This window comes from Pseudomonas sp. LPH60 (assembly GCF_030718165.1).
GTDB classification, from domain to species: Bacteria; Pseudomonadota; Gammaproteobacteria; order Pseudomonadales; family Pseudomonadaceae; genus Aquipseudomonas; species Aquipseudomonas danubii.
This window is the reverse complement of the sequence record NZ_JAVAJH010000005.1, coordinates 582,500-599,754: the sequence shown is the minus strand read 5'-3', so window position 1 is coordinate 599,754 and position 17,255 is coordinate 582,500. Positions and strand designations below refer to the sequence as shown.

At 65.8% G+C, this 17,255-nt stretch carries 18 protein-coding genes; 14 read left to right on the top strand and 4 right to left on the bottom strand.

The window, feature by feature from the left end; genetic code table 11:
* Positions 1 to 40 precede the first annotated feature (40 nt).
* From Q8O96_RS21180 to Q8O96_RS21160, 5 genes are all read left to right on the top strand, one after another.
* Positions 41 to 2,827: a hybrid sensor histidine kinase/response regulator gene (locus tag Q8O96_RS21180; protein ID WP_102862989.1), complete on the top strand. Its 2,787-nt coding sequence runs from the start codon at positions 41 to 43 to the stop codon at positions 2,825 to 2,827.
* 63 nt (positions 2,828 to 2,890) lie between these two features.
* Positions 2,891 to 3,487 carry a MarC family protein gene (locus Q8O96_RS21175; protein WP_102862988.1) on the top strand — a complete coding sequence of 199 codons (597 nt, stop codon included), beginning with the start codon at positions 2,891 to 2,893 and terminating at the stop codon, positions 3,485 to 3,487.
* Positions 3,488 to 3,520: 33 nt separating this feature from the next.
* The gene (locus tag Q8O96_RS21170; RefSeq protein ID WP_305949337.1) at positions 3,521 to 3,973 is read left to right on the top strand and encodes a hypothetical protein; all 453 of its coding nucleotides are present in this window, start codon (positions 3,521 to 3,523) and stop codon (positions 3,971 to 3,973) included.
* Positions 3,970 to 4,542: a CPCC family cysteine-rich protein gene (locus Q8O96_RS21165; protein WP_305949336.1), complete on the top strand. Its 573-nt coding sequence runs from the start codon at positions 3,970 to 3,972 to the stop codon at positions 4,540 to 4,542. Before Q8O96_RS21170 ends, Q8O96_RS21165 begins: the two co-directional genes overlap by 4 nt.
* The gene (locus Q8O96_RS21160) at positions 4,539 to 4,991 is read left to right on the top strand and encodes an SMI1/KNR4 family protein (protein ID WP_305949335.1); all 453 of its coding nucleotides are present in this window, start codon (positions 4,539 to 4,541) and stop codon (positions 4,989 to 4,991) included. Before Q8O96_RS21165 ends, Q8O96_RS21160 begins: the two co-directional genes overlap by 4 nt.
* Before the next feature lie 67 nt (positions 4,992 to 5,058).
* Here the strand turns inward: Q8O96_RS21160 and cobJ are convergent, their stop codons facing one another.
* The 4 genes from cobJ to cobG are packed head-to-tail and all read right to left on the bottom strand — an operon-like array spanning position 5,059 to position 9,443.
* On the bottom strand, positions 5,059 to 6,780 hold the full coding sequence (cobJ, locus tag Q8O96_RS21155; RefSeq protein ID WP_207167007.1) for a precorrin-3B C(17)-methyltransferase: 1,722 nt from the start codon (positions 6,778 to 6,780) through the stop codon (positions 5,059 to 5,061).
* A complete protein-coding gene (locus Q8O96_RS21150) occupies positions 6,780 to 7,511 on the bottom strand; it encodes a precorrin-2 C(20)-methyltransferase (protein ID WP_305949362.1) in 732 nt (243 codons plus the stop codon). The genes cobJ and Q8O96_RS21150 overlap by 1 nt, the downstream gene beginning before the upstream one ends.
* A complete protein-coding gene (locus tag Q8O96_RS21145; protein ID WP_102862983.1) occupies positions 7,511 to 8,137 on the bottom strand; it encodes a precorrin-8X methylmutase in 627 nt (208 codons plus the stop codon). The genes Q8O96_RS21150 and Q8O96_RS21145 overlap by 1 nt, the downstream gene beginning before the upstream one ends.
* Complete coding sequence (cobG, locus tag Q8O96_RS21140; RefSeq protein ID WP_102862982.1) at positions 8,130 to 9,443, bottom strand: precorrin-3B synthase; 1,314 nt, start codon at positions 9,441 to 9,443, stop codon at positions 8,130 to 8,132. The genes Q8O96_RS21145 and cobG overlap by 8 nt, the downstream gene beginning before the upstream one ends.
* Positions 9,444 to 9,574: 131 nt before the next feature.
* Between cobG and cbiE the strand changes: the two genes are divergently transcribed.
* The 9 genes from cbiE (at position 9,575) to Q8O96_RS21095 (ending at position 17,203) form a co-directional block, all read left to right on the top strand.
* The gene (gene cbiE / locus Q8O96_RS21135) at positions 9,575 to 10,789 is read left to right on the top strand and encodes a precorrin-6y C5,15-methyltransferase (decarboxylating) subunit CbiE (protein ID WP_115581508.1); all 1,215 of its coding nucleotides are present in this window, start codon (positions 9,575 to 9,577) and stop codon (positions 10,787 to 10,789) included.
* Between the two features lie 93 nt (positions 10,790 to 10,882).
* The gene (locus tag Q8O96_RS21130) at positions 10,883 to 11,980 is read left to right on the top strand and encodes a cobalt-precorrin-5B (C(1))-methyltransferase (protein ID WP_305949334.1); all 1,098 of its coding nucleotides are present in this window, start codon (positions 10,883 to 10,885) and stop codon (positions 11,978 to 11,980) included.
* Entirely contained in the window at positions 11,977 to 12,705 is a 729-nt protein-coding gene (locus Q8O96_RS21125; protein WP_102862979.1) for a cobalt-precorrin-6A reductase, read from the top strand. The genes Q8O96_RS21130 and Q8O96_RS21125 overlap by 4 nt, the downstream gene beginning before the upstream one ends.
* A gap of 173 nt (positions 12,706 to 12,878) precedes the next feature.
* Positions 12,879 to 13,181 carry a type II toxin-antitoxin system RelE/ParE family toxin gene (locus Q8O96_RS21120; protein ID WP_060837327.1) on the top strand — a complete coding sequence of 101 codons (303 nt, stop codon included), beginning with the start codon at positions 12,879 to 12,881 and terminating at the stop codon, positions 13,179 to 13,181.
* A 3-nt stretch (positions 13,182 to 13,184) separates the two neighbouring features.
* Positions 13,185 to 13,475: an addiction module antidote protein gene (locus Q8O96_RS21115; protein ID WP_060842360.1), complete on the top strand. Its 291-nt coding sequence runs from the start codon at positions 13,185 to 13,187 to the stop codon at positions 13,473 to 13,475.
* 99 nt (positions 13,476 to 13,574) lie between these two features.
* A complete protein-coding gene (locus tag Q8O96_RS21110) occupies positions 13,575 to 13,973 on the top strand; it encodes a DUF2946 domain-containing protein (RefSeq protein ID WP_305949333.1) in 399 nt (132 codons plus the stop codon).
* 49 nt (positions 13,974 to 14,022) lie between these two features.
* Entirely contained in the window at positions 14,023 to 14,517 is a 495-nt protein-coding gene (locus tag Q8O96_RS21105) for a copper chaperone PCu(A)C (protein WP_371826191.1), read from the top strand.
* A gap of 78 nt (positions 14,518 to 14,595) precedes the next feature.
* On the top strand, positions 14,596 to 14,982 hold the full coding sequence (locus tag Q8O96_RS21100) for a DUF2946 domain-containing protein (protein WP_305949332.1): 387 nt from the start codon (positions 14,596 to 14,598) through the stop codon (positions 14,980 to 14,982).
* An 88-nt stretch (positions 14,983 to 15,070) separates the two neighbouring features.
* Positions 15,071 to 17,203, top strand: coding sequence for a TonB-dependent copper receptor (locus tag Q8O96_RS21095; RefSeq protein WP_305949331.1), 2,133 nt, complete (start codon positions 15,071 to 15,073; stop codon positions 17,201 to 17,203).
* Positions 17,204 to 17,255: the final 52 nt, after the last annotated feature.

Sequence of the window (17,255 nt, the reverse complement as noted above, 5' to 3'; positions counted from 1 at the left end):
ATAGTTATAATCAGGCATCAACCAATGAAGGGATTTCGCCGTGCGCTGGCTCAGGACCGCCCTAGGCTTCACCGTCACATTGCTGACCTTGCTCTGCTTGAATCCGGCCCTGGCCGCTCAAGGCAGTGGCTGGGCGGTTTTGCTCGACGAACAGGCCGACCTGCAGCTCAGTGATATCCGCTCCCCGCGCTACACCAACCAATTCAGCCCCATCGAACTGGACAAACTGACCGCAGCCGAACCCGACGGCGCCCTGTGGTTGCGCTTCAAGCTCCAACCGGGAACCCACGAGCAGATCCTGCGGATCTTCGCCCCCGACCTGTCCCACCTGAATCTCTACGTGCTCGACGGCGACAAGCTGATCGAACAAGTGAACACCGGCGCCAGCCAGTCGCAAGCCCAAAAGCCTTTGCCCAGCAGCGACTTCATGCTGCCACTGCCGCAAAGTGCCAAGCCGCTGGACGTCTATCTGCGCCTGGTGTCCGAACATGAACTGCGTCCCTACATCACCCTGCAATCGGCAGTGATGAGCGCCGCCGACCAGAGCCAGACACTGATCTACGGCCTGTTGTTCGGCTGCCTGGCGATGCTGATCCTGCACAACCTCACCCGCTTCGCCTACACCCGCTCACGCAGCAGCCTGTGGCTGGCAGCCTGTGAAGGCCTGCTGACCCTCAGCCTGTTGATGCTGCTGAACCTGCTCGGTCCCTGGTTACCGGACTGGCAAGCGTTGCAGACACCGGGCGCCTACGTGGCCCTGCTGCTGACCGCGCCCTGCGGGATGATGTTCGCCTACCGCTTCTTCGCTCCACTGGGCCCGCACCCGCTGAACCGCTTGCTGCTGGGCAATATTCTGCTGATCGGCCTGTTCGGTCTGTTGCTGCTGTTCGTCAACACCCTGCCGCTGAACATCATCACCTACGGCCTGGTGGCCCTGGCCGGCCTGAGCATGCTGTTCGTTGGCGCCTACCACTGGCACCAGGGCTATCGTCCGGCCCGGCTGTTCGTCACCGCCATGGTGATTTTCAACCTCGGCACCCTGGTGATTCTCCCGGCGCTGCTGGGCCTGACCCTGGTAGCGCCGCAAGGGTTGATCGTCACCCTGCTGAGCGTGGTGTGCATCGCCGGGTTGCTGATGAGCATTGCCTTGGGCGAGCGCCAGCGCAACATCACCGAGAACCGCTTCAGTGTCAGTCGCGACCTGGCCGCCAGCACCGCCGAGATCAATGCCAAGGCCGAGTTCCTGGCCAAGATCAGCCACGAGATCCGTACGCCGATGAACGGCGTGCTGGGCATGACCGAGTTACTGCTGGGCACCCCACTGTCGGTCAAGCAGCGTGATTACGTGCAGACCATTCACAGTGCCGGCAACGAGCTGCTGACCCTGATCAACGAGATCCTCGACATCTCCAAGCTGGAGTCCGGGCAGATCGAACTGGACGACGTGCAGTTCGACCTCAACGCCCTGATCGAGGATTGCCTGAGTATCTTCCGGGCCAAGGCCGAACAGCAGAACGTCGAGCTGATCAGTTTCATCCAGCCCCAGGTGCCGCGGGTCATCAGCGGCGATCCGACGCGCCTGCGCCAGGCCCTGCTGAGCCTGTTGGAAAACGCCCTGAAGAAGACCGACGAAGGCGAAGTGCTGATCGTCGTCGCCCTCGACGAGCGCAGCAGCAAACCGCGCCTGCGCATTGCCGTACAAGACAGCGGCCAGCCCATGGATACCGAGGAGCGCGAAGCGCTGCTGCACACCGAACTGCACAGCAAGAACTTCCTCGCCACCACCCGCCTGGGGGGCAACCTGGGGCTGGTGATCGCCCGCCAGTTGATCCTGCTGATGCACGGCGAATTCGGCATCAAGAGCGGCACCAACCAGGGCAGCACCCTGTGGCTGACCCTGCCCCTGGACGCCGAGCGCCTGGAACATCCCACCGCCGACCTCGACGGCCCCTTGCAGGGCGCTCGGGTGCTGGTGGTGGACGATAACGACACCTGCCGCAAGGTGCTGGTGCAGCAATGCAGCGCCTGGGGCCTGAACGTCAGCGCCGTGCCTTCGGGCAAGGAAGCCCTGGCCCTGCTGCGGACCAAGGCGCACCTGCGGGACTATTTCGATGTGGTGCTGCTGGACCAGAACATGCCCGGCATGACCGGCATGCAGCTGGCAGCGAAGATCAAGGAAGACCCGAGCCTGAACCACGACATCCTGCTGATCATGCTCACCGGCATCAGCAACGCGCCGAGCAAGGTGATTGCGCGCAATGCCGGGATCAAGCGCATCCTCGCCAAGCCGGTGGCCGGCTACACCCTCAAGACCACTCTGGCCGACGAGCTCAGCCAACGCGACAAGGCCCCCACCGCGCCCTACAACATGCCCCTGAACCCGGCACCGGGTCCGGCGCCGATCACCGTTCCCAGCGACTTCAGCATCCTGGTGGCCGAAGACAACAGCATCTCCACCAAGGTCATCCGCGGCATGCTGGGCAAGCTCAATCTGCAGCCCGACACCGCCAGCAACGGCGAAGAGGCCTTGCAGGCCATGAAGGCCAAGCGCTACGACCTGGTGCTCATGGACTGCGAAATGCCGGTGCTCGACGGTTTCTCCGCCACCCAGCAGTTGCGGGCCTGGGAAGTCGGCAACCAACGGGTGCGCACCCCGGTGGTGGCGCTGACCGCGCACATCCTCGCCGAGCACAAGGAGCGCGCGCGCCAGGCCGGCATGGACGGGCACATGGCCAAGCCGGTGGAGTTGTCGCAACTGCGCGAGCTGGTGGAGCACTGGGTCACCCAGCGCGACCTGCGCGAGCGCAGCACCGCGCACACCAGTTGAGCCGACAGCCTGCGCGGCGCCTGTTAAACTCTGGCTCGCCCTCCCTAGTCGTGAGCTCCCGCCATGCTCCACGTGCTGTTCAGCGTTTACCTGAAGATGCTGGTGCTCTATAGCCCGTTCTTCGTCCTCTCATGCTTCATCAGCCTGACCCGCGGCTACTCCTCCAAGGAGCGCCGACGCCTGGCCTGGAAAGTCGCCCTGGCTACCCTGATCTCCAGCGTCTTGCTGTACCTGTTCGGGCGGGTGATCTTCAGCGTGTTCGGCATCACCGTGGACGCCTTCCGCATCGGTGCCGGCAGCGTGCTGTTCATCTCGGCCCTGGGCATGGCCCAGGGCAAGTCGGCGGTACAGACCGACAACGTGCAACAGGACGTGACCATCGTGCCGCTGACCATTCCCCTGACCGTGGGCCCGGGCACCATCGGCGCCCTGCTGGTGATGGGGGTCAGCCAGCCCCACTGGGACGACAAGCTCACCGCCATTCTCAGCATCGCCCTGGCCAGCCTCACCGTGGGCGTGGTGCTGTACCTGTCCAACCGCATCGAGCGCATCCTTGGCGACCAGGGCCTGCAGATCGTCAGCCGGCTGATGGGACTGTTCGTCTGCGCCCTGGCGGCGCAGATCATCTTCACCGGGGTCAAAGGCTATCTGGTGCCCTAACAGCGGCACGACCCAGCGGACAAGGAATGTCACATGCCCGGCCATGAAGATCGCCAGCTCATCCAGCAACGATGGCAGGACGAACGCTACCCCAGGGATAACTCACTCGCCCTGGGCTCGGGCTTCTACTGCCTGTTCGAGCTGCCCCATGAGCATCCCCGACTGATCAACAAGGTGTGGCTGCCGGCCTCGGACTGCGACGCTCATCAGGACGGCGAGGGCCTCGCGACCCTGGCGCTGTGCGTCGCCGGCAACGGCGCCTTGCAGGCCCGGGCCGGCGAGTGTGTCGCGCATGGCGGGGATGGTTTCCTGGCATTGCAGGAGAAAGATTCTGAGGCCCTGATCTGGCTGCTGGTCCTGAGGGACACCAATCCCTTCAACCGGGTCGAGATCCAGGACCGACACCTCTATGCCGAGTCGACCTCCGGTGTCAGCGTGCAGATCCCTCTGGAGCGCCCCGATCAGTTGACCCTGGCCTGGCCATGACCCTTGCACTGCCACCGAGCCCGATGAAAAAACTGACCGCCACCGCCGCCATCGACCTCCTCAGCCGCCAGCGGTTGCCCGGCCTCGACGCCGCCGCCCGCGCCTCCCACCTCCTGAACTGGTGGGGAATAGACAGCGACGACCTTGAGTTCGCCGCACTCCCAGCCAGCCTGCAACAACAGCTCAGGGCGCAGCCGGAGCCCCCGGAAGACCCGCAGGCCCCGCGCTACGACGCCCTGCTGCTGATCGCCCTGCGCGCCGAATACCGCGGCGTGACCCACCACTACCTGATGCGCTGCCTGCGCGAAGCCGGGCTGGGCGACTACGCCGTCAGCGCGGACATCGAGTACCTGGAGGCCTGCCCCTGCTGCGGATATCGAACCCTCTCGGCGCGGGGCGACTACCAGATCTGCGACCTCTGCCATTGGGAGGACGACGGCAGCCAGGCGCTGGATGTGCTGAGCGGACCCAACCACAAAACCCTAGGCCAGGCCCGGGAACACTTTGCCCGGCAGCAGGGCCGCCTGCCCTTGGACAAGTGGCCACACATCAGCAAGGACACCCCATGATTCCCCAGCAGTTGGTCAGCCTGATCGAAGCCCAGCCCCGCTTCCGCCCGCGCCCCGACACCGCCGAGGTCACCCGAGCGTTGGCAACATTGGGGATTGCCCTGGACAGCGAGTTCGCCCAGATCTACCTGGCCTATCACCCCGCCGACTTCGAAAGCCGGGCGAGCTACGAAGTGCTGATGGATATCGACGGGCCCAGTGATGAAATCCTGATGTGCACCGAGTTCATTCATGAAGTCTGGGAGTTGCCAGAGAACTTCGTCGCCTTCACCTCGTTGCAAGGTGAAGGCGGCTACCTGCTGGACAAGGACAGCGGCGGCGTCTGGGATTTCGACCTGGGCGATCGGGAGGCTTTCGTTGCCGGCCGCCTCCCCGCCCGCTGGGCCGGCTTCTTCGAATTCATCACCTGGCTGCTGACCGCCAAGGACAAGGACCAGGATGATGAGTGACCCTGCACGCTAGAAGCCGCTGCCGGCGATGGCGATCTTGTGAGCGCCTTCGCCGGCAAGCCGGCTCCTACAAGGGTTTATTGCCGTACCAGCGCGGCGTGTAGACCCACTCGCCACCCTCGGCCCGGGGGAAGACGCAGGTGGTGGAAGAGCCCACCAGCACCATGGTGCGCATGTCCACCTGCTCCGGGGTCAGCTCGCCCAGGGTGATGACCCGCAGGGTCTGCCCCGGACGACCGATATCCCGTCCCAGCACCACCGGGGTTTGCGGCGTGCGGTGCTGGCGCACGATCTCCAGGGCCCGGCCCAGTTGCCAGGGCCGCGAGCGGGAGATCGGGTTGTAGAAGGCCAGGGCCAGATCGGCCTGGGAGGCGAGGTCCAGGCGCTTCTCGATGATGTCCCAGGGCTTGAGGTTGTCGGACAGCGACAGCACGCAGAAGTCATGACCCAGCGGTGCGCCGGCCTGGGCGGCGGTGGCCAGTGAGGCGGAGACGCCCGGGAGGATCTCCAGGTCGACACGATGCCAGGCCGGATCGCTGGATTCGTGCAGGGCTTCCAGGACCGCCGCGGCCATGGCAAACACCCCCGGATCACCGGACGACACCACCACCACCGAACGGCCCTGGGCCGCCAGTTCGAAGGCGTGCCGGGCGCGCTGCATTTCTTCGCGGTTGTCAGTGCAGTGCATCACCTGATCGGCGCGGAACGGGCCGGCCATACGCACGTAGGTTTCATAACCGAGGATGTCGTTGGCTCGGGCCAGTTCGGCTTTCACCGCCGGCACCATGAGTTCGGCTGCCCCCGGGCCAAGACCGATCACCGCCAGGCGCCCACGGGGCCGGCCGATCTGTTCGAGGTCCAGGGGCTGGCTGGCCACGGCGATGGCGATGTCCTCCCCCACCTTCAGCGGCGGCAGCAATTGCGGCACGGCTTGCTGTGCCAGTTCGACGACACTGCCGGCGGCCGGCAGGAAACGCAGCGGCACACCCAGTTGCGCAGCCGCCTGATGCAGGGCGCGGTCAGCCATGTCACTGTCGGCCGCCAGCAGGCAGGCGACGGACTGCACGGCGATTCGCGCCTGATGCAGGGCCTGACGGATGTGGGTAGCGAGGCTGGTATCGCTTTCGCCAGCAAGCTGGCCGCTACGGCAAGCGACCAGGACGCTGCGGGGGTAGATCAGCAGCTCATTGGCCGCAGGCTCGCGCTCGGCAGAGCCGACCCGGATGGTCAGGCGGGCCTGATCGTTCTCGGGCAGCTTGGCCGCGGCCAGCCAGGGCGCGGCGCCTTCGATGCGCACGCTTTCGCCACCCAGCAGGTCGGAGACAAAGCGCTTGCCCAGCTCCAGGTCGCCCAGGGCATAACCGCTGGGCGGGTTGAGCAGGCAGGTGCCAAAGCGCAGTTCGCCACTGGTGGTAATGGCCGCAGCCACGCCAAGGCCCGCGGCGATTTCCCGGGCCATGACGTTGACGCCGCCCAGGCCACCCAGCAGCGGCACCACGGCGCTGCCGTCTTCGGCCACTGCCAGCACCGGCGGTTCGGCGCCTTTTTCCAGCAGCAGCGGGGCCAGGGTGCGGATCACGATACCCGCCGCACACAGGGCGATGATGGGCCTGTCCTGTTGATACAGCTGGCGCAGGGTGGCGCCGAATTCGTGGTAGATCCGATCAGCGCCTTCGACCCGTTCCGCCAGACCGTGGATCAACGAATCGGGATACAGCCGCTGGATCTGCCGTGCGGTGTCGAGACTGCCTTGGCCAAGGATGACGATGGCCGGAATTGAACGGGCCATCAGCCTTGCCACCTTTCGCCGGGCACGATGATCAGCGAGAAGTACGGCGAGGACATCGGCTCCACGTCATCCAGCGGCACGATCTTCTGGTTGGCCATGGTGGCGCGCTCGACATACAGCGCACGCTGCGCCAGCCCCAACTCTTCCAGGACCTGGCGCACCTTGGGGAAATTGCGCCCCAGCTTCATCACCACCGCCGCGTCGGCGTCCGCCAGACGCCGCTTGAGCTCCTCGTGGGGCAATACCCCCGAAAGCACCGACAGGCTCTGGTTGCGATACACCAGCGGCGCGCCCAGCACCGACGCGCCGCCCAGCATCGAGCACACCCCGGGCACCACTTCGGCCTGGTAACGCTCGGCCAGACGATCGTGCAGGTACATGTAGGAACCGTAGAAGAACGGGTCGCCTTCGCAGATCACCGCCACATCCCGACCGGCATCCAGATGCAGCGCCAGCTCCTGGCTGGCGCTGTCGTAGAAATCGCTGATCACTTGCTCGTAGGACAGCGGCGCCGGCAGCACTTCGGTGGTCACCGGGTACACCAGCGGCAGCAGGGTCTGGGCCTGTTGCAGGTGCCCTTCGATGATGCCGAAGGCGTTGCCTTTCTTGCCCTTGGCCACGAAGTAGGCCACCACCGGCGACTCGCGCAGCAGGCGCAGGGCCTTCAGGGTAATCAGCTCCGGATCACCAGGACCCACGCCAAGGCCGATCAAACGTCCAGGTTGCTGCATCATTCGATCTCCGTGGCCAGGGCGTTGACGGCGGCGGCGGCCATGGCGCTACCGCCCAGGCGACCCTGCATGATCACAAAGGGCACGCCGCGGCTGTCGGCGGCGAGCATCGCCTTGGATTCGGCGGCGCCGACGAAGCCCACCGGGAAGCCGAGGATCAGCGCCGGTTTCGGCGCGCCGGCGTCGAGCATTTCCAGAAGGTAGAACAGGGCGGTGGGCGCATTGCCGATCACCACCACGCTGCCTTCCAGGTGCGGACGCCAGAGCTCCAGAGCCGCCGCCGAGCGGGTGTTGCCCAGCTCTCGGGCCAACTCCGGGACGCTGTCATCGCGCAGGGTGCAGATCACTTTGTTGTTGGCCGGCAAGCGTGCCCGGGTAATGCCTTCAGAGACCATCCGCGCATCGCAGAGGATCGGTGCCCCGGCGGCCAGGGCATCACGCCCGGCCTTGCCGGCGCCCGCGGAGAATTGCAGGCCGTCGATGGCCTCGACCATGCCGCAGGCGTGGATCACCCGTACCGCGAGTTTTTCCAGGTCGGCGGGAATGCGATCCAGCTTGGCTTCTTCGCGGATGATCGCGAAGGAGTTGCGATAGATCTCCTGACCGTCGCGGATGTAATCAATCATCTAGGTGGCTCCGTGGGCGGGCATCAAGCAGTGCCTCTGCCGCTTCAATAGAAAGGTTGCGTGCGTGCAGCGCGCCGAAACCCGGCTGCGCTGCATCGCGTAGATACAAGTCGTAACGCCCTGGGGCCGTCGCCAGCAGGGTGGCCGGCGCCACATGGGCGGCGGCGCAGGAACGGGAGCAGGCCGACAAATGCACCGCCTGCTGACGGCCATGGCCCTGGAGCAGGGCTGCCAACTTCAACGCATCGCCCTTGGTGTCGGCCAGGGCTTTGCCGCAGCCACTGGAGCCGGTACAGGCAATCAGGTGGGCCAGGGACTGTTCAGGGCTGCACAACAGGCCCAGTTGGCCCAGACGTGCCGTGACCCGGGGAGCATCCGCCGGGGCAATGCCGGGCAGCAGCAGGCTCTGCCAGGGTGTGAAGCGCAGGCTGGCGTCGCCGTACTGTTCGGCCAGTTGCGCAGCGCCCTTGAGCATGACGGGATCAAGGCGCCCCAGGGGCGCAACCGCACCGACATAGACCTGTCCGCGTTCACGCTGTGGATAAGTTCCCAGGTGCAGCCCAGCGACCGAGGCCGGACGCTGCCAGCCGTCGATACTCAACAAGGGCCGGCTCAGGCGCAGGTTCAGTTGGGCAAGAAAATCCGCCACCGGCACCTGCGCCAACAGGTGCCGCATCCGCGTCTGCTCGGGCGTGGCCAGTTCGAGAAACAGCTCCAGCACCGCCACCAGCAGTTCATGGCCCAGTTCCTGGGGCACTGCCGCCAAGGGTTTATCCACAGGGCTGCCCGCCAGGCCAAAGGCCAACAGCAACTGCCCCTCCCGCACCAAGGCGGCCAGCCACAGGTCGTGATGATGTTCGAGCATGGCCAGGGCTTCGCCGCCATCGAGCTGCACGGCGAACTTGGCCGACAGTTCATGGAAGCGCGAGTGGCTCTGCAAGGTCTCGAGGATCTGCCCGGCCAGGGGCCGGGTGTCCATCAGCAACTGCCGGTCGATGCCGGCGCTGGGGCTGAGCATCAGGTTGCGCACATCGTCGCCGGCGGCGGTGGTCGGTCCCAGGCCGGCCGCCAGCAGTTTGTCGATCAGTGCCTGGTGCTCGGCGCCGATCCCGCGAATCTGCAGGTTGGCGCGGTTGGTGGCCTCGATCACACCGCCGGCATAAGCCTGCGCCGCCTCGGCCACCGCCGCTGCCTGAGCTGCACTGATGACGCCGCCCGCCAGCTTGATCCGGCAGATGCCGCCGTCCAGCGCCGGGACAATGCGCAGCAACCCCGGGCAGGCCGAGGGGCGGATGGCGGTGGACATAGGACGTTCGTTCAAAGGGGCGACCGGCAGTGTGGGAAAAGCGCTTCGTCAGCGAAGGCGCGGTATTATGCCTGCTTTGTCCGAAGGCATGAAAAGCCTGCCGGTCGGAACCTTAGGTTTGAGGAATATAGATGTCGCCCTGGCTGACAGTAGTGGGAATCGGTGAAGACGGCTTCAAGGGCCTGGGCAGGAACGCCCGCCATGCCCTGCTGGGCGCTTCGCGGATCGTCGGCGGCCAGCGCCAGCTGGATCTGCTGCCGGCGTGCATCCGTGGCGAACGCCAGTTGTGGCCCAGTCCGTTCTCCCTGGAGCCGGTGCTGAGCCAACGCGGCACGCCCGTCTGTGTGCTGGCCAGCGGCGATCCGATGCTGTTCGGCGTAGGGGCCAGCCTGGCCCGGCAACTGCCGGCCGATGAGCTGCAGGTACTGCCCTTTCCTTCCTCCTATTCCCTGGCCGCCGCCCGCCTGGGCTGGGCCCTGCAGGAGGTGGTCACGCTGTCGGTGGTGGCACGGCCGATTGCCGCGCTCAACGCCCAACTGTTCAGCGGCGTGCGCCTGCTGGTGCTGAGCAATGACCGCCACAGCCCGGCAGCCATCGCCGGACTGCTGCGCGAGCGCGGCTTCGGCCCGAGCCGGATCACGGTACTGGAGCACTTGGGCGGGCCCTTGGAGCGACGCCTGGACAGCACTGCCAATCAATGGAGCGATCCATCGATCGCCGACCTCAACCTGCTGGCCATCGAATGCCGGGCGGCGGCCGATACGCCGCCACTGTCCCGTCTGGCCGGCCTGCCGGACTCGGCCTTCCGTCATGACGGCCAGTTGACCAAGCGGGACGTGCGCGCCATCACTCTGGCCCGTCTGGCCCCGGTACCCGGTGAACTGCTCTGGGATGTGGGGGCCGGCAGCGGTTCCATCGGTATTGAATGGATGCGGGCCCACCCCAGTTGTAGGGCCCTGGCCATCGAAGCCGATGACGGCCGCCAGCAGTTGATCGAACACAACCGCGACGTGCTCGGGGTGCCCGGGCTGCAACTGATTCGCGGCAGCGCGCCCCAGGCCCTGGCCGGACTGGAGCGTCCGGATGCGGTGTTCATCGGTGGTGGGGTGACCCGCGAAGGCGTATTGCAGACTTGCTGGGAGCAGCTCAAGCCCGGTGGGCGCCTGGTGGCCAACGCGGTGACCCTGCAAAGTGAAATGACCCTGATGCACTGGCGCGAGCAGTACGGCGGGGAACTGACCCGCATCCATATCGCCCAGGCCCAGCCCCTGGGGGAGTTCGATACCTGGCGCCAGGCCCTGCCGATCACCCTGTTGGACCTGCACAAACCCCGGGACCTGCCATGAACCTTGCAGGAATGGGCTTGCCCGCAAAAGCGTCCAGCAAAGAGACCGCAGCGTGCCCTTGGCGAGCAAGCTCGCTCCTACGGGAGCAAGGGCATGCGTGAGGAAACAGCGGAACAGCCCGCGCCCCTGCGCAGCGGCCTGACCACCGGAAGCTGCGCCACGGCCACCAGCCTGGCCGCCGCTCGCCTGCTCTTGGGGGGCGTCAATGCGGACGCGGTGGATATCGTCCTGCCCAAGGGTAAACAGGTACAGATGCGCCTGGAGTTCTGTCGCCGCACCCACGACGGCGCCGAGGCCGGAACCCTCAAGGATGCCGGCGACGACCCGGACGTGACCCACGGCGCCCTGCTCTACTCCCAGGTGCGCCTGACTCCCGAGCCGGGAATCCGCTTTATCGCCGGCCAGGGCGTGGGCACCGTGACCCGCCCCGGGCTGGTTCTGGCGGTGGGCGAGCCGGCGATCAATCCCGTACCGCGCCGGATGATCAGCGACCACCTGCAACGGCTCGCCGAGGAACAGGCCTACCCCGGCGGCTTCGAAGTCACGGTGAACGTCGAGGGCGGAGCGGAACTGGCCCTGAAAACCATGAACCCGCGCCTGGGGATTCTCGGCGGGCTGTCGATCCTGGGCACCAGCGGCATTGTCCGGCCCTTCTCCTGCGCGGCCTATATCGCCTCGATCCACCAGGGCATCGACGTGGCCAAGACCAATGGCTACCTGCACATCGCCGCCTGCACCGGCAACGCCAGCGAAGACACCATGCGCCGGGTCTACGAACTGCCGGAAATCGCCCTGATCGAAATGGGCGACTTCGTCGGCGCAGTGCTCAAGCACCTGCGCAAAGTGCCTGTGGATAAACTCAGCCTGTGCGGCGGCTTCGGCAAGATCAGCAAACTGGCCGCCGGGCACATGGACCTGCACAGCCGCCATTCCAGCATCGACCTGCCACAACTGGCGCGCTGGGCCGCCGCGGTGGGTGCCGACCCGGCGCTGCAACAGGCCATCCGCGAGGCCAATACCAGCCAGCAGGCCCTGGCCATGGCCAGCGCCGCCGGGATCGCCCTGGGCGACGCGGTGTGCCAGCACGCCCTGGACTTCGCCCGCAGCATGGTGCCGGCCCAGGTACAGGTGGAAGTCTTCGCCATCGATCGCCAGGGCGGCATCGTTGGCCATGCCGGAGTCTTGTCATGACCCGTATTCTGCTGCTGGGCGGGGTCACCGAAGCCCTGGCCATCGCCCGCACCCTGGGCCCTGAACATATCTACAGCCTGGCCGGGGTCGGTCGGGTGCCCACCGACCTGAACTGCCAGGTACGGGTCGGCGGCTATGGCGGTGCCGAGGGCCTGGCGCGCTTTATCCGCGAACAACGCATTGGCCTCCTGCTGGATGCCACCCACCCATACGCGGCGCAGATCAGCGCCAATGCCGTGGCTGCGGCACAGCACGCAGCCGTGCCTTGCTGGGCGTTGCGGCGCCCGGCCTGGCAGCCGCAACCGGGCGATGACTGGCGCGAGATCGCCGGCTGGGAGGCATTGGTCGAGGCCCTGCGGCCCTTCAAGCGGCCGCTGTTCACCCTGGGCCGCGAGCCGTTGCAGCATTTGAACGAGATTCCTGCGGGGCAGTTCTGGACCCTGCGCGCCCTGGAAACCTGCCCCGGCAACGAGCGTTGCGAAGTCATCGGTGCCCGTGGGCCTTTCCTGATCGAAGACGAGCGCCAACTGTTCGCACGTCGGGACATCGATGTGCTGATCAGCAAGAACAGCGGCAGCAGCGCCACCGAGCCCAAGTTGGAGGTGGCACGTGAGCGGGGCATACCGGTGCTGGTGCTCAAGCGCCCAAAGCTCCCCGAGGCCGACCGCCACTTTGCCAGCGTGGCCGAGTTGCTGCAGGCCCTGCACTCGCCGGACAAAACCTGACAGGCAAAACCGCCGCGCCCCACAAACACTTGGGAAGCCCCTGGCAGCGCGCTACCAACCCCATGCTTTAGCCTCCTTGGACAGTCTCAATGGCGCCGGCTCCGCTCGTCGCCCAGTTGAGCTCTAGGCGGGCAAATGGGTTGCCACGCTGTATCCCAAGGAATACATTCGTCATGTACGTCTTCGAGCAGACCCTGGAGTTCAGCCGCTGGCTCCTGCACCTGAAGGATCCGCAAGGCAAAACCCGTGTACTGGCCAGGATCCGCGCCGCCCAACTGGGCCGATTCGGCGACTGCGAAGCACTGGGTGGAGGTGTCTATGAAATGCGCATCCATCGCGGCCCCGGCTATCGGGTGTACTTCTCGCGCCGGGGCACGGTGATCTACCTGTTGTTGATCGGCGGTGACAAGAACACCCAGAGACGCGATATCCAACGCGCCAGGCAACTGGCCCACGACCTCAAGAGCGAGGGTTGAAACATGCACACCCCAGTCACCCGCTTCGACGCGGCGGAGTACCTCAAGACCCCTGAAGACATGGTGGCCTACCTCGACGCCTGCTTCGAGGAAGACACCGGCGATGGCAAGCTGATCCGCGCCGCCCTCAACGATATCGCCCGCGCCCGCGGCATGACCCAGATCGCCCGCGATACCGGCCTGGGCCGCGAGAGCCTGTACAAGGCCCTGGGCAGCCAGGGCAATCCCGAGTTCGCAACTATCATCAAGGTCATGAAGGCACTGGGACTCAAGCTCCACGTCAGCCCGGCCTGAACTGGCACTGCGACACCACACCGCATACGCTGCTTTTTTACTTATCCACAGCGATCAGGCTAAATACCCGCCTGATCGCTCAACCGACGGATCGTCCCCATGTCCCGACAACGGCTCGCATTTGCCTGGATCGCCTGCTTCGCAGTGCTGTTCAACATGCTTGCCATGCCGCTTTCCGGGGCCATGCAACGCAACGATTCGGGGCTGGACGAACAACTGCTGTGGGGCAGCTTCTGCTCTTCCAGCGGCACCAAAATGGTGGCCATTTCCCTGGGCAAGCTTGAACAGAAAGCCCCGCAGAACGACGAGCACTCGAACATGCAGCACTGCTGGTGCTGCTCAGCCTCGGCGCCGCTGGTGGCCCTGCCCGGTCATGTACCCCAGCTGAATTTCATTCGTTTCGCCGTCCAGCCGGGCGCGCCGCAACCGAAGATCGCAGTGCTCACCCTGCGCCAGCAATGGCCCAGCCTGAACCCCGGTGCCCCGCCTCTGGCATGATTCCCTTTCGCAAGTGATCTGCGTTTTTGAATCGTTCTGGAGAACCGTCATGTCCAAACCGTCCCTGATCAAGCAATCCCTGCTCGTTGCCGCACTGCTGCTGCCTGCCTGTTTCGCCACCGCTCACGACTACAAGGCCGGTGAGTTGAAGATCGCCCATCCCTGGTCGCAGGAGCTGCCGCCGAACGCGCCGACCGTCGCGGCTTACTTCGTGGTGCACAACCCAGGCAAGAACGCCGACACCCTGCTCAGTGTCGACTCGCCGATCTCTGGCCGGGCCGAACTGCATGAACACGTCATGCAAGGCGACATGATGAAAATGCAGCAAGTGGCCAAGGTTGCGGTGCCCGCCGGCGGTGAGGTGACCTTCGCCCCCATGGGCTACCACGTGATGCTGATGGAGCTCAAAGACCGCAGCCTGCTCAGCGACGGCAAGCGCTTCCCGCTGACCCTGCACTTTGAAAAGGCCGGCGACGTCACCGTCGAAGTGGCCGTACAGAAGCAGCCACCGGCCGCCATGCACGAGTCCAAGCACGCTCACTAAGCTGACCGGCTCGTTACCGTGAACACCCCGCACGCGCCTGGCCGCAGGCGGTCCGCGCCGCGTCGCAACTCCCCGGGAGTGCGCCGCGGCAGCTGGATCAGCCTGTTCGCCATGCTAATGATCTTTATCGGCCCGCTGATTTCTCAGTCGATGCCGATGGATCACGCGATGCCGATGAACATGTCCGTCTCCATGGACATGGGCGACGGCGCGCCCGGCTGTCACGGTGAAAGCCCGCATCACGCCCAACAGGGCAAGTCCCAGGGCGAACAACACGTACTCTGGGAAAAATGCGGCTATTGCAGCCTGCTGTTCAATTGCCCGGCGCTGCCTTCGGGGCTGTCGTTCGCCGCCCTGTCCGCGCCGCCCACACAGCATTTCCTGATCCCCGCCACGCGCCTGGGCCACGCCCGGCAGACCGTGTTCCCCGGCGCCCTGACCCGCGCCCCACCGATCCTCGTCTGAGTCCCCTGCTCATCTCACACGGCCGACTGTCATTGCGACAGCCGCGTAGTTGCGGCCGTGTCATTCAAGACCGATCGATGGAACATCTATGTTTTCTGCTGACACTTGCCTGGGCGCTGCCCAGCCATCCAAGCCCTTTGCCCTGAACCCGTCGCGCCTGCGTTTCAACCATGCCCTGGCGGTGCTTTGCGGCGTGCTGCTGACCCCCTTGGCCCTGGCCGACGAGGCCCCGACGGATCACTCCCGACACGGCACGCAATTGAGCCCGACGGTGATCACCGCCATCGCCCCCAGCTCGCCGCTGACCGTGGTCACCAATCCCAAGGACCCGCGCCAACCGGTCCCGGCCAGTGACGGCGGCGACTACCTGAAGACCATTCCCGGCTTCGCCCTGGTACGCAATGGCGGCACCAACGGTGACCCGGTACTGCGGGGCATGTTCGGCTCGCGCCTGAACATCCTCACCAACGGCGGCATGATGCTCGGCGCCTGCCCCGGCCGCATGGATGCACCGACCTCCTACATCTCCCCGGAAACCTATGATCGCCTGACCGTGATCAAGGGCCCGCAAACCGTGCTCTGGGGCCCGGGCGCCTCGGCCGGCACGGTGCTGTTCGAGCGTGAGCCGGAACACTTCGGCGAACTCGGCACGCGGGTCAACGCCAGCCTGTTGGCGGGCTCCAACGGCCGCTTCGACAAGACCCTGGATGCTGCCGCCGGCGGCCCCCTGGGGTATGTGCGGGTGATCGGCAACACCGCCCATGCCGACGACTACAAGGATGGCAACAACGACACCGTGGCCTCGCGCTACGACAAGTGGAACGGTGACGTGGCCCTGGGCTGGACCCCGGACGCCGACACCCTGCTGGAGCTCACCGCCGGCAAGGGCGACGGCGAAGCCCGCTACGCCGGCCGCGGCATGGACGGTTCGCAGTTCAAGCGCGAAAGCCTGGGCCTGCGTTTCGAAAAATCCAACATCGGCGAGGTCCTGGACAAGGTCGAGGCCCAGGTCTACTACAACTACGCCGACCACGTGATGGACAACTACAGCCTGCGCACCCCGTCCGGCACCGGCATGATGGCCGGCCCCATGGCCTCCAATGTCGACCGTCGCACCCTCGGTGCGCGGATCAAGGCCACCTGGCGCTGGGCCGACCTGCAGTTGATTGGCGGCCTGGATGCCCAGACCAACGAACACCGCAATCGGGCCAGCAACGGCGTGGATACCTACAAGCAACTGCCCCGCACCAAGGACGCCGACTTCCATAACTACGGCGCCTTCGGCGAGCTGACCTGGTACGCCGCCGAGCGTGATCGCCTGATCACCGGCGCGCGCCTGGACCGCGCCTCGGCCAAGGACTATCGCGAGCGCATCGGCTCGGGAATGATGAGCCGCGCCAACCCCACCGCCGGCGACACCCGCGCCGATACCCTGCCCAGCGGCTTCGTGCGCTACGAGCATGACCTGGCCGACAGCCCGACCACGCTCTACGTCGGCCTTGGCCACACTCAGCGCTTCCCCGACTACTGGGAGCTGTTCTCGCCGAAAATGGGCCCGGCGGGCTCAGTGAACGCCTTCGATTCGATCAAGCCGGAAAAGACCACCCAACTGGACTTCGGCCTGCAATACCAGAGCGAGGATCTGGAAGCCTGGGCCTCGGGCTATATCGGCCAGGTGCGCGACTACATCCTCTTCGACTACAACTCGAAAATGATGGGCATGAGCACCTCTCGGGCCGAGAACATCGACGCCCGGATCATGGGCGGCGAACTGGGTGCGGCCTACAAGCTGACCTCCAACTGGAAAGCCGATGCGACCCTGGCCTACGCCTGGGGCAAGAACAGCAGCGACGGCAAGGCCCTGCCGCAGATGCCGCCGCTGGACGCGCGCTTCGGCCTGACCTACAGCGAGGACGACTGGAGCGCCGGGGCCTTGTGGTGGGTGGTGGCGGCGCAAAACCGCGTCGACCTGAACAAGGGCAACGTGGTCGGCAAGGACTTCGGCAAGAGCGGTGGCTTCGGCGTGTTCTCCCTCAACGGCGCCTACCGGGTCACCAAGAACCTCAAGCTCAGCACCGGGGTCGACAACCTGTTCGGCAAGGCCTACGCCGAACACCTGAACCTGGCGGGCAACGCCGGCTTCGGCTACCCGGCCAGTGATCCCCAGGCGATCAAGGAGCCGGGGCGCACCCTCTGGACCAAGGTCGACCTGAGCTTCTGATCCGCCTTCGCCGGCACGCCGGCTCCTCACCGCAGGAGCTGGGGTGCCAGCG

Bases quoted from the DNA above. Each gene is read 5' to 3' on its own strand.
- Q8O96_RS21175 (WP_102862988.1), top strand. From the start codon at position 2,891: ATGCTCCACGTGCTGTTCAGCGTTTACCTGAAGATGCTGGTGCTCTAT.
- Q8O96_RS21125 (WP_102862979.1), top strand. From the start codon at position 11,977: ATGACCCGTATTCTGCTGCTGGGCGGGGTCACCGAAGCCCTGGCCATC.
- cobG (WP_102862982.1), bottom strand. From the start codon at position 9,443: ATGTCCACCGCCATCCGCCCCTCGGCCTGCCCGGGGTTGCTGCGCATT.
- Q8O96_RS21120 (WP_060837327.1), top strand. From the start codon at position 12,879: ATGTACGTCTTCGAGCAGACCCTGGAGTTCAGCCGCTGGCTCCTGCAC.
- Q8O96_RS21165 (WP_305949336.1), top strand. From the start codon at position 3,970: ATGACCCTTGCACTGCCACCGAGCCCGATGAAAAAACTGACCGCCACC.
- Q8O96_RS21110 (WP_305949333.1), top strand. From the start codon at position 13,575: ATGTCCCGACAACGGCTCGCATTTGCCTGGATCGCCTGCTTCGCAGTG.
- Q8O96_RS21130 (WP_305949334.1), top strand. From the start codon at position 10,883: ATGCGTGAGGAAACAGCGGAACAGCCCGCGCCCCTGCGCAGCGGCCTG.
- cobJ (WP_207167007.1), bottom strand. From the start codon at position 6,780: ATGGCCCGTTCAATTCCGGCCATCGTCATCCTTGGCCAAGGCAGTCTC.
- Q8O96_RS21095 (WP_305949331.1), top strand. From the start codon at position 15,071: ATGTTTTCTGCTGACACTTGCCTGGGCGCTGCCCAGCCATCCAAGCCC.
- Q8O96_RS21115 (WP_060842360.1), top strand. From the start codon at position 13,185: ATGCACACCCCAGTCACCCGCTTCGACGCGGCGGAGTACCTCAAGACC.
- Q8O96_RS21170 (WP_305949337.1), top strand. From the start codon at position 3,521: ATGCCCGGCCATGAAGATCGCCAGCTCATCCAGCAACGATGGCAGGAC.
- Q8O96_RS21145 (WP_102862983.1), bottom strand. From the start codon at position 8,137: ATGATTGATTACATCCGCGACGGTCAGGAGATCTATCGCAACTCCTTC.
- Q8O96_RS21150 (WP_305949362.1), bottom strand. From the start codon at position 7,511: ATGCAGCAACCTGGACGTTTGATCGGCCTTGGCGTGGGTCCTGGTGAT.
- Q8O96_RS21105 (WP_371826191.1), top strand. From the start codon at position 14,023: ATGTCCAAACCGTCCCTGATCAAGCAATCCCTGCTCGTTGCCGCACTG.
- cbiE (WP_115581508.1), top strand. From the start codon at position 9,575: ATGTCGCCCTGGCTGACAGTAGTGGGAATCGGTGAAGACGGCTTCAAG.
- Q8O96_RS21160 (WP_305949335.1), top strand. From the start codon at position 4,539: ATGATTCCCCAGCAGTTGGTCAGCCTGATCGAAGCCCAGCCCCGCTTC.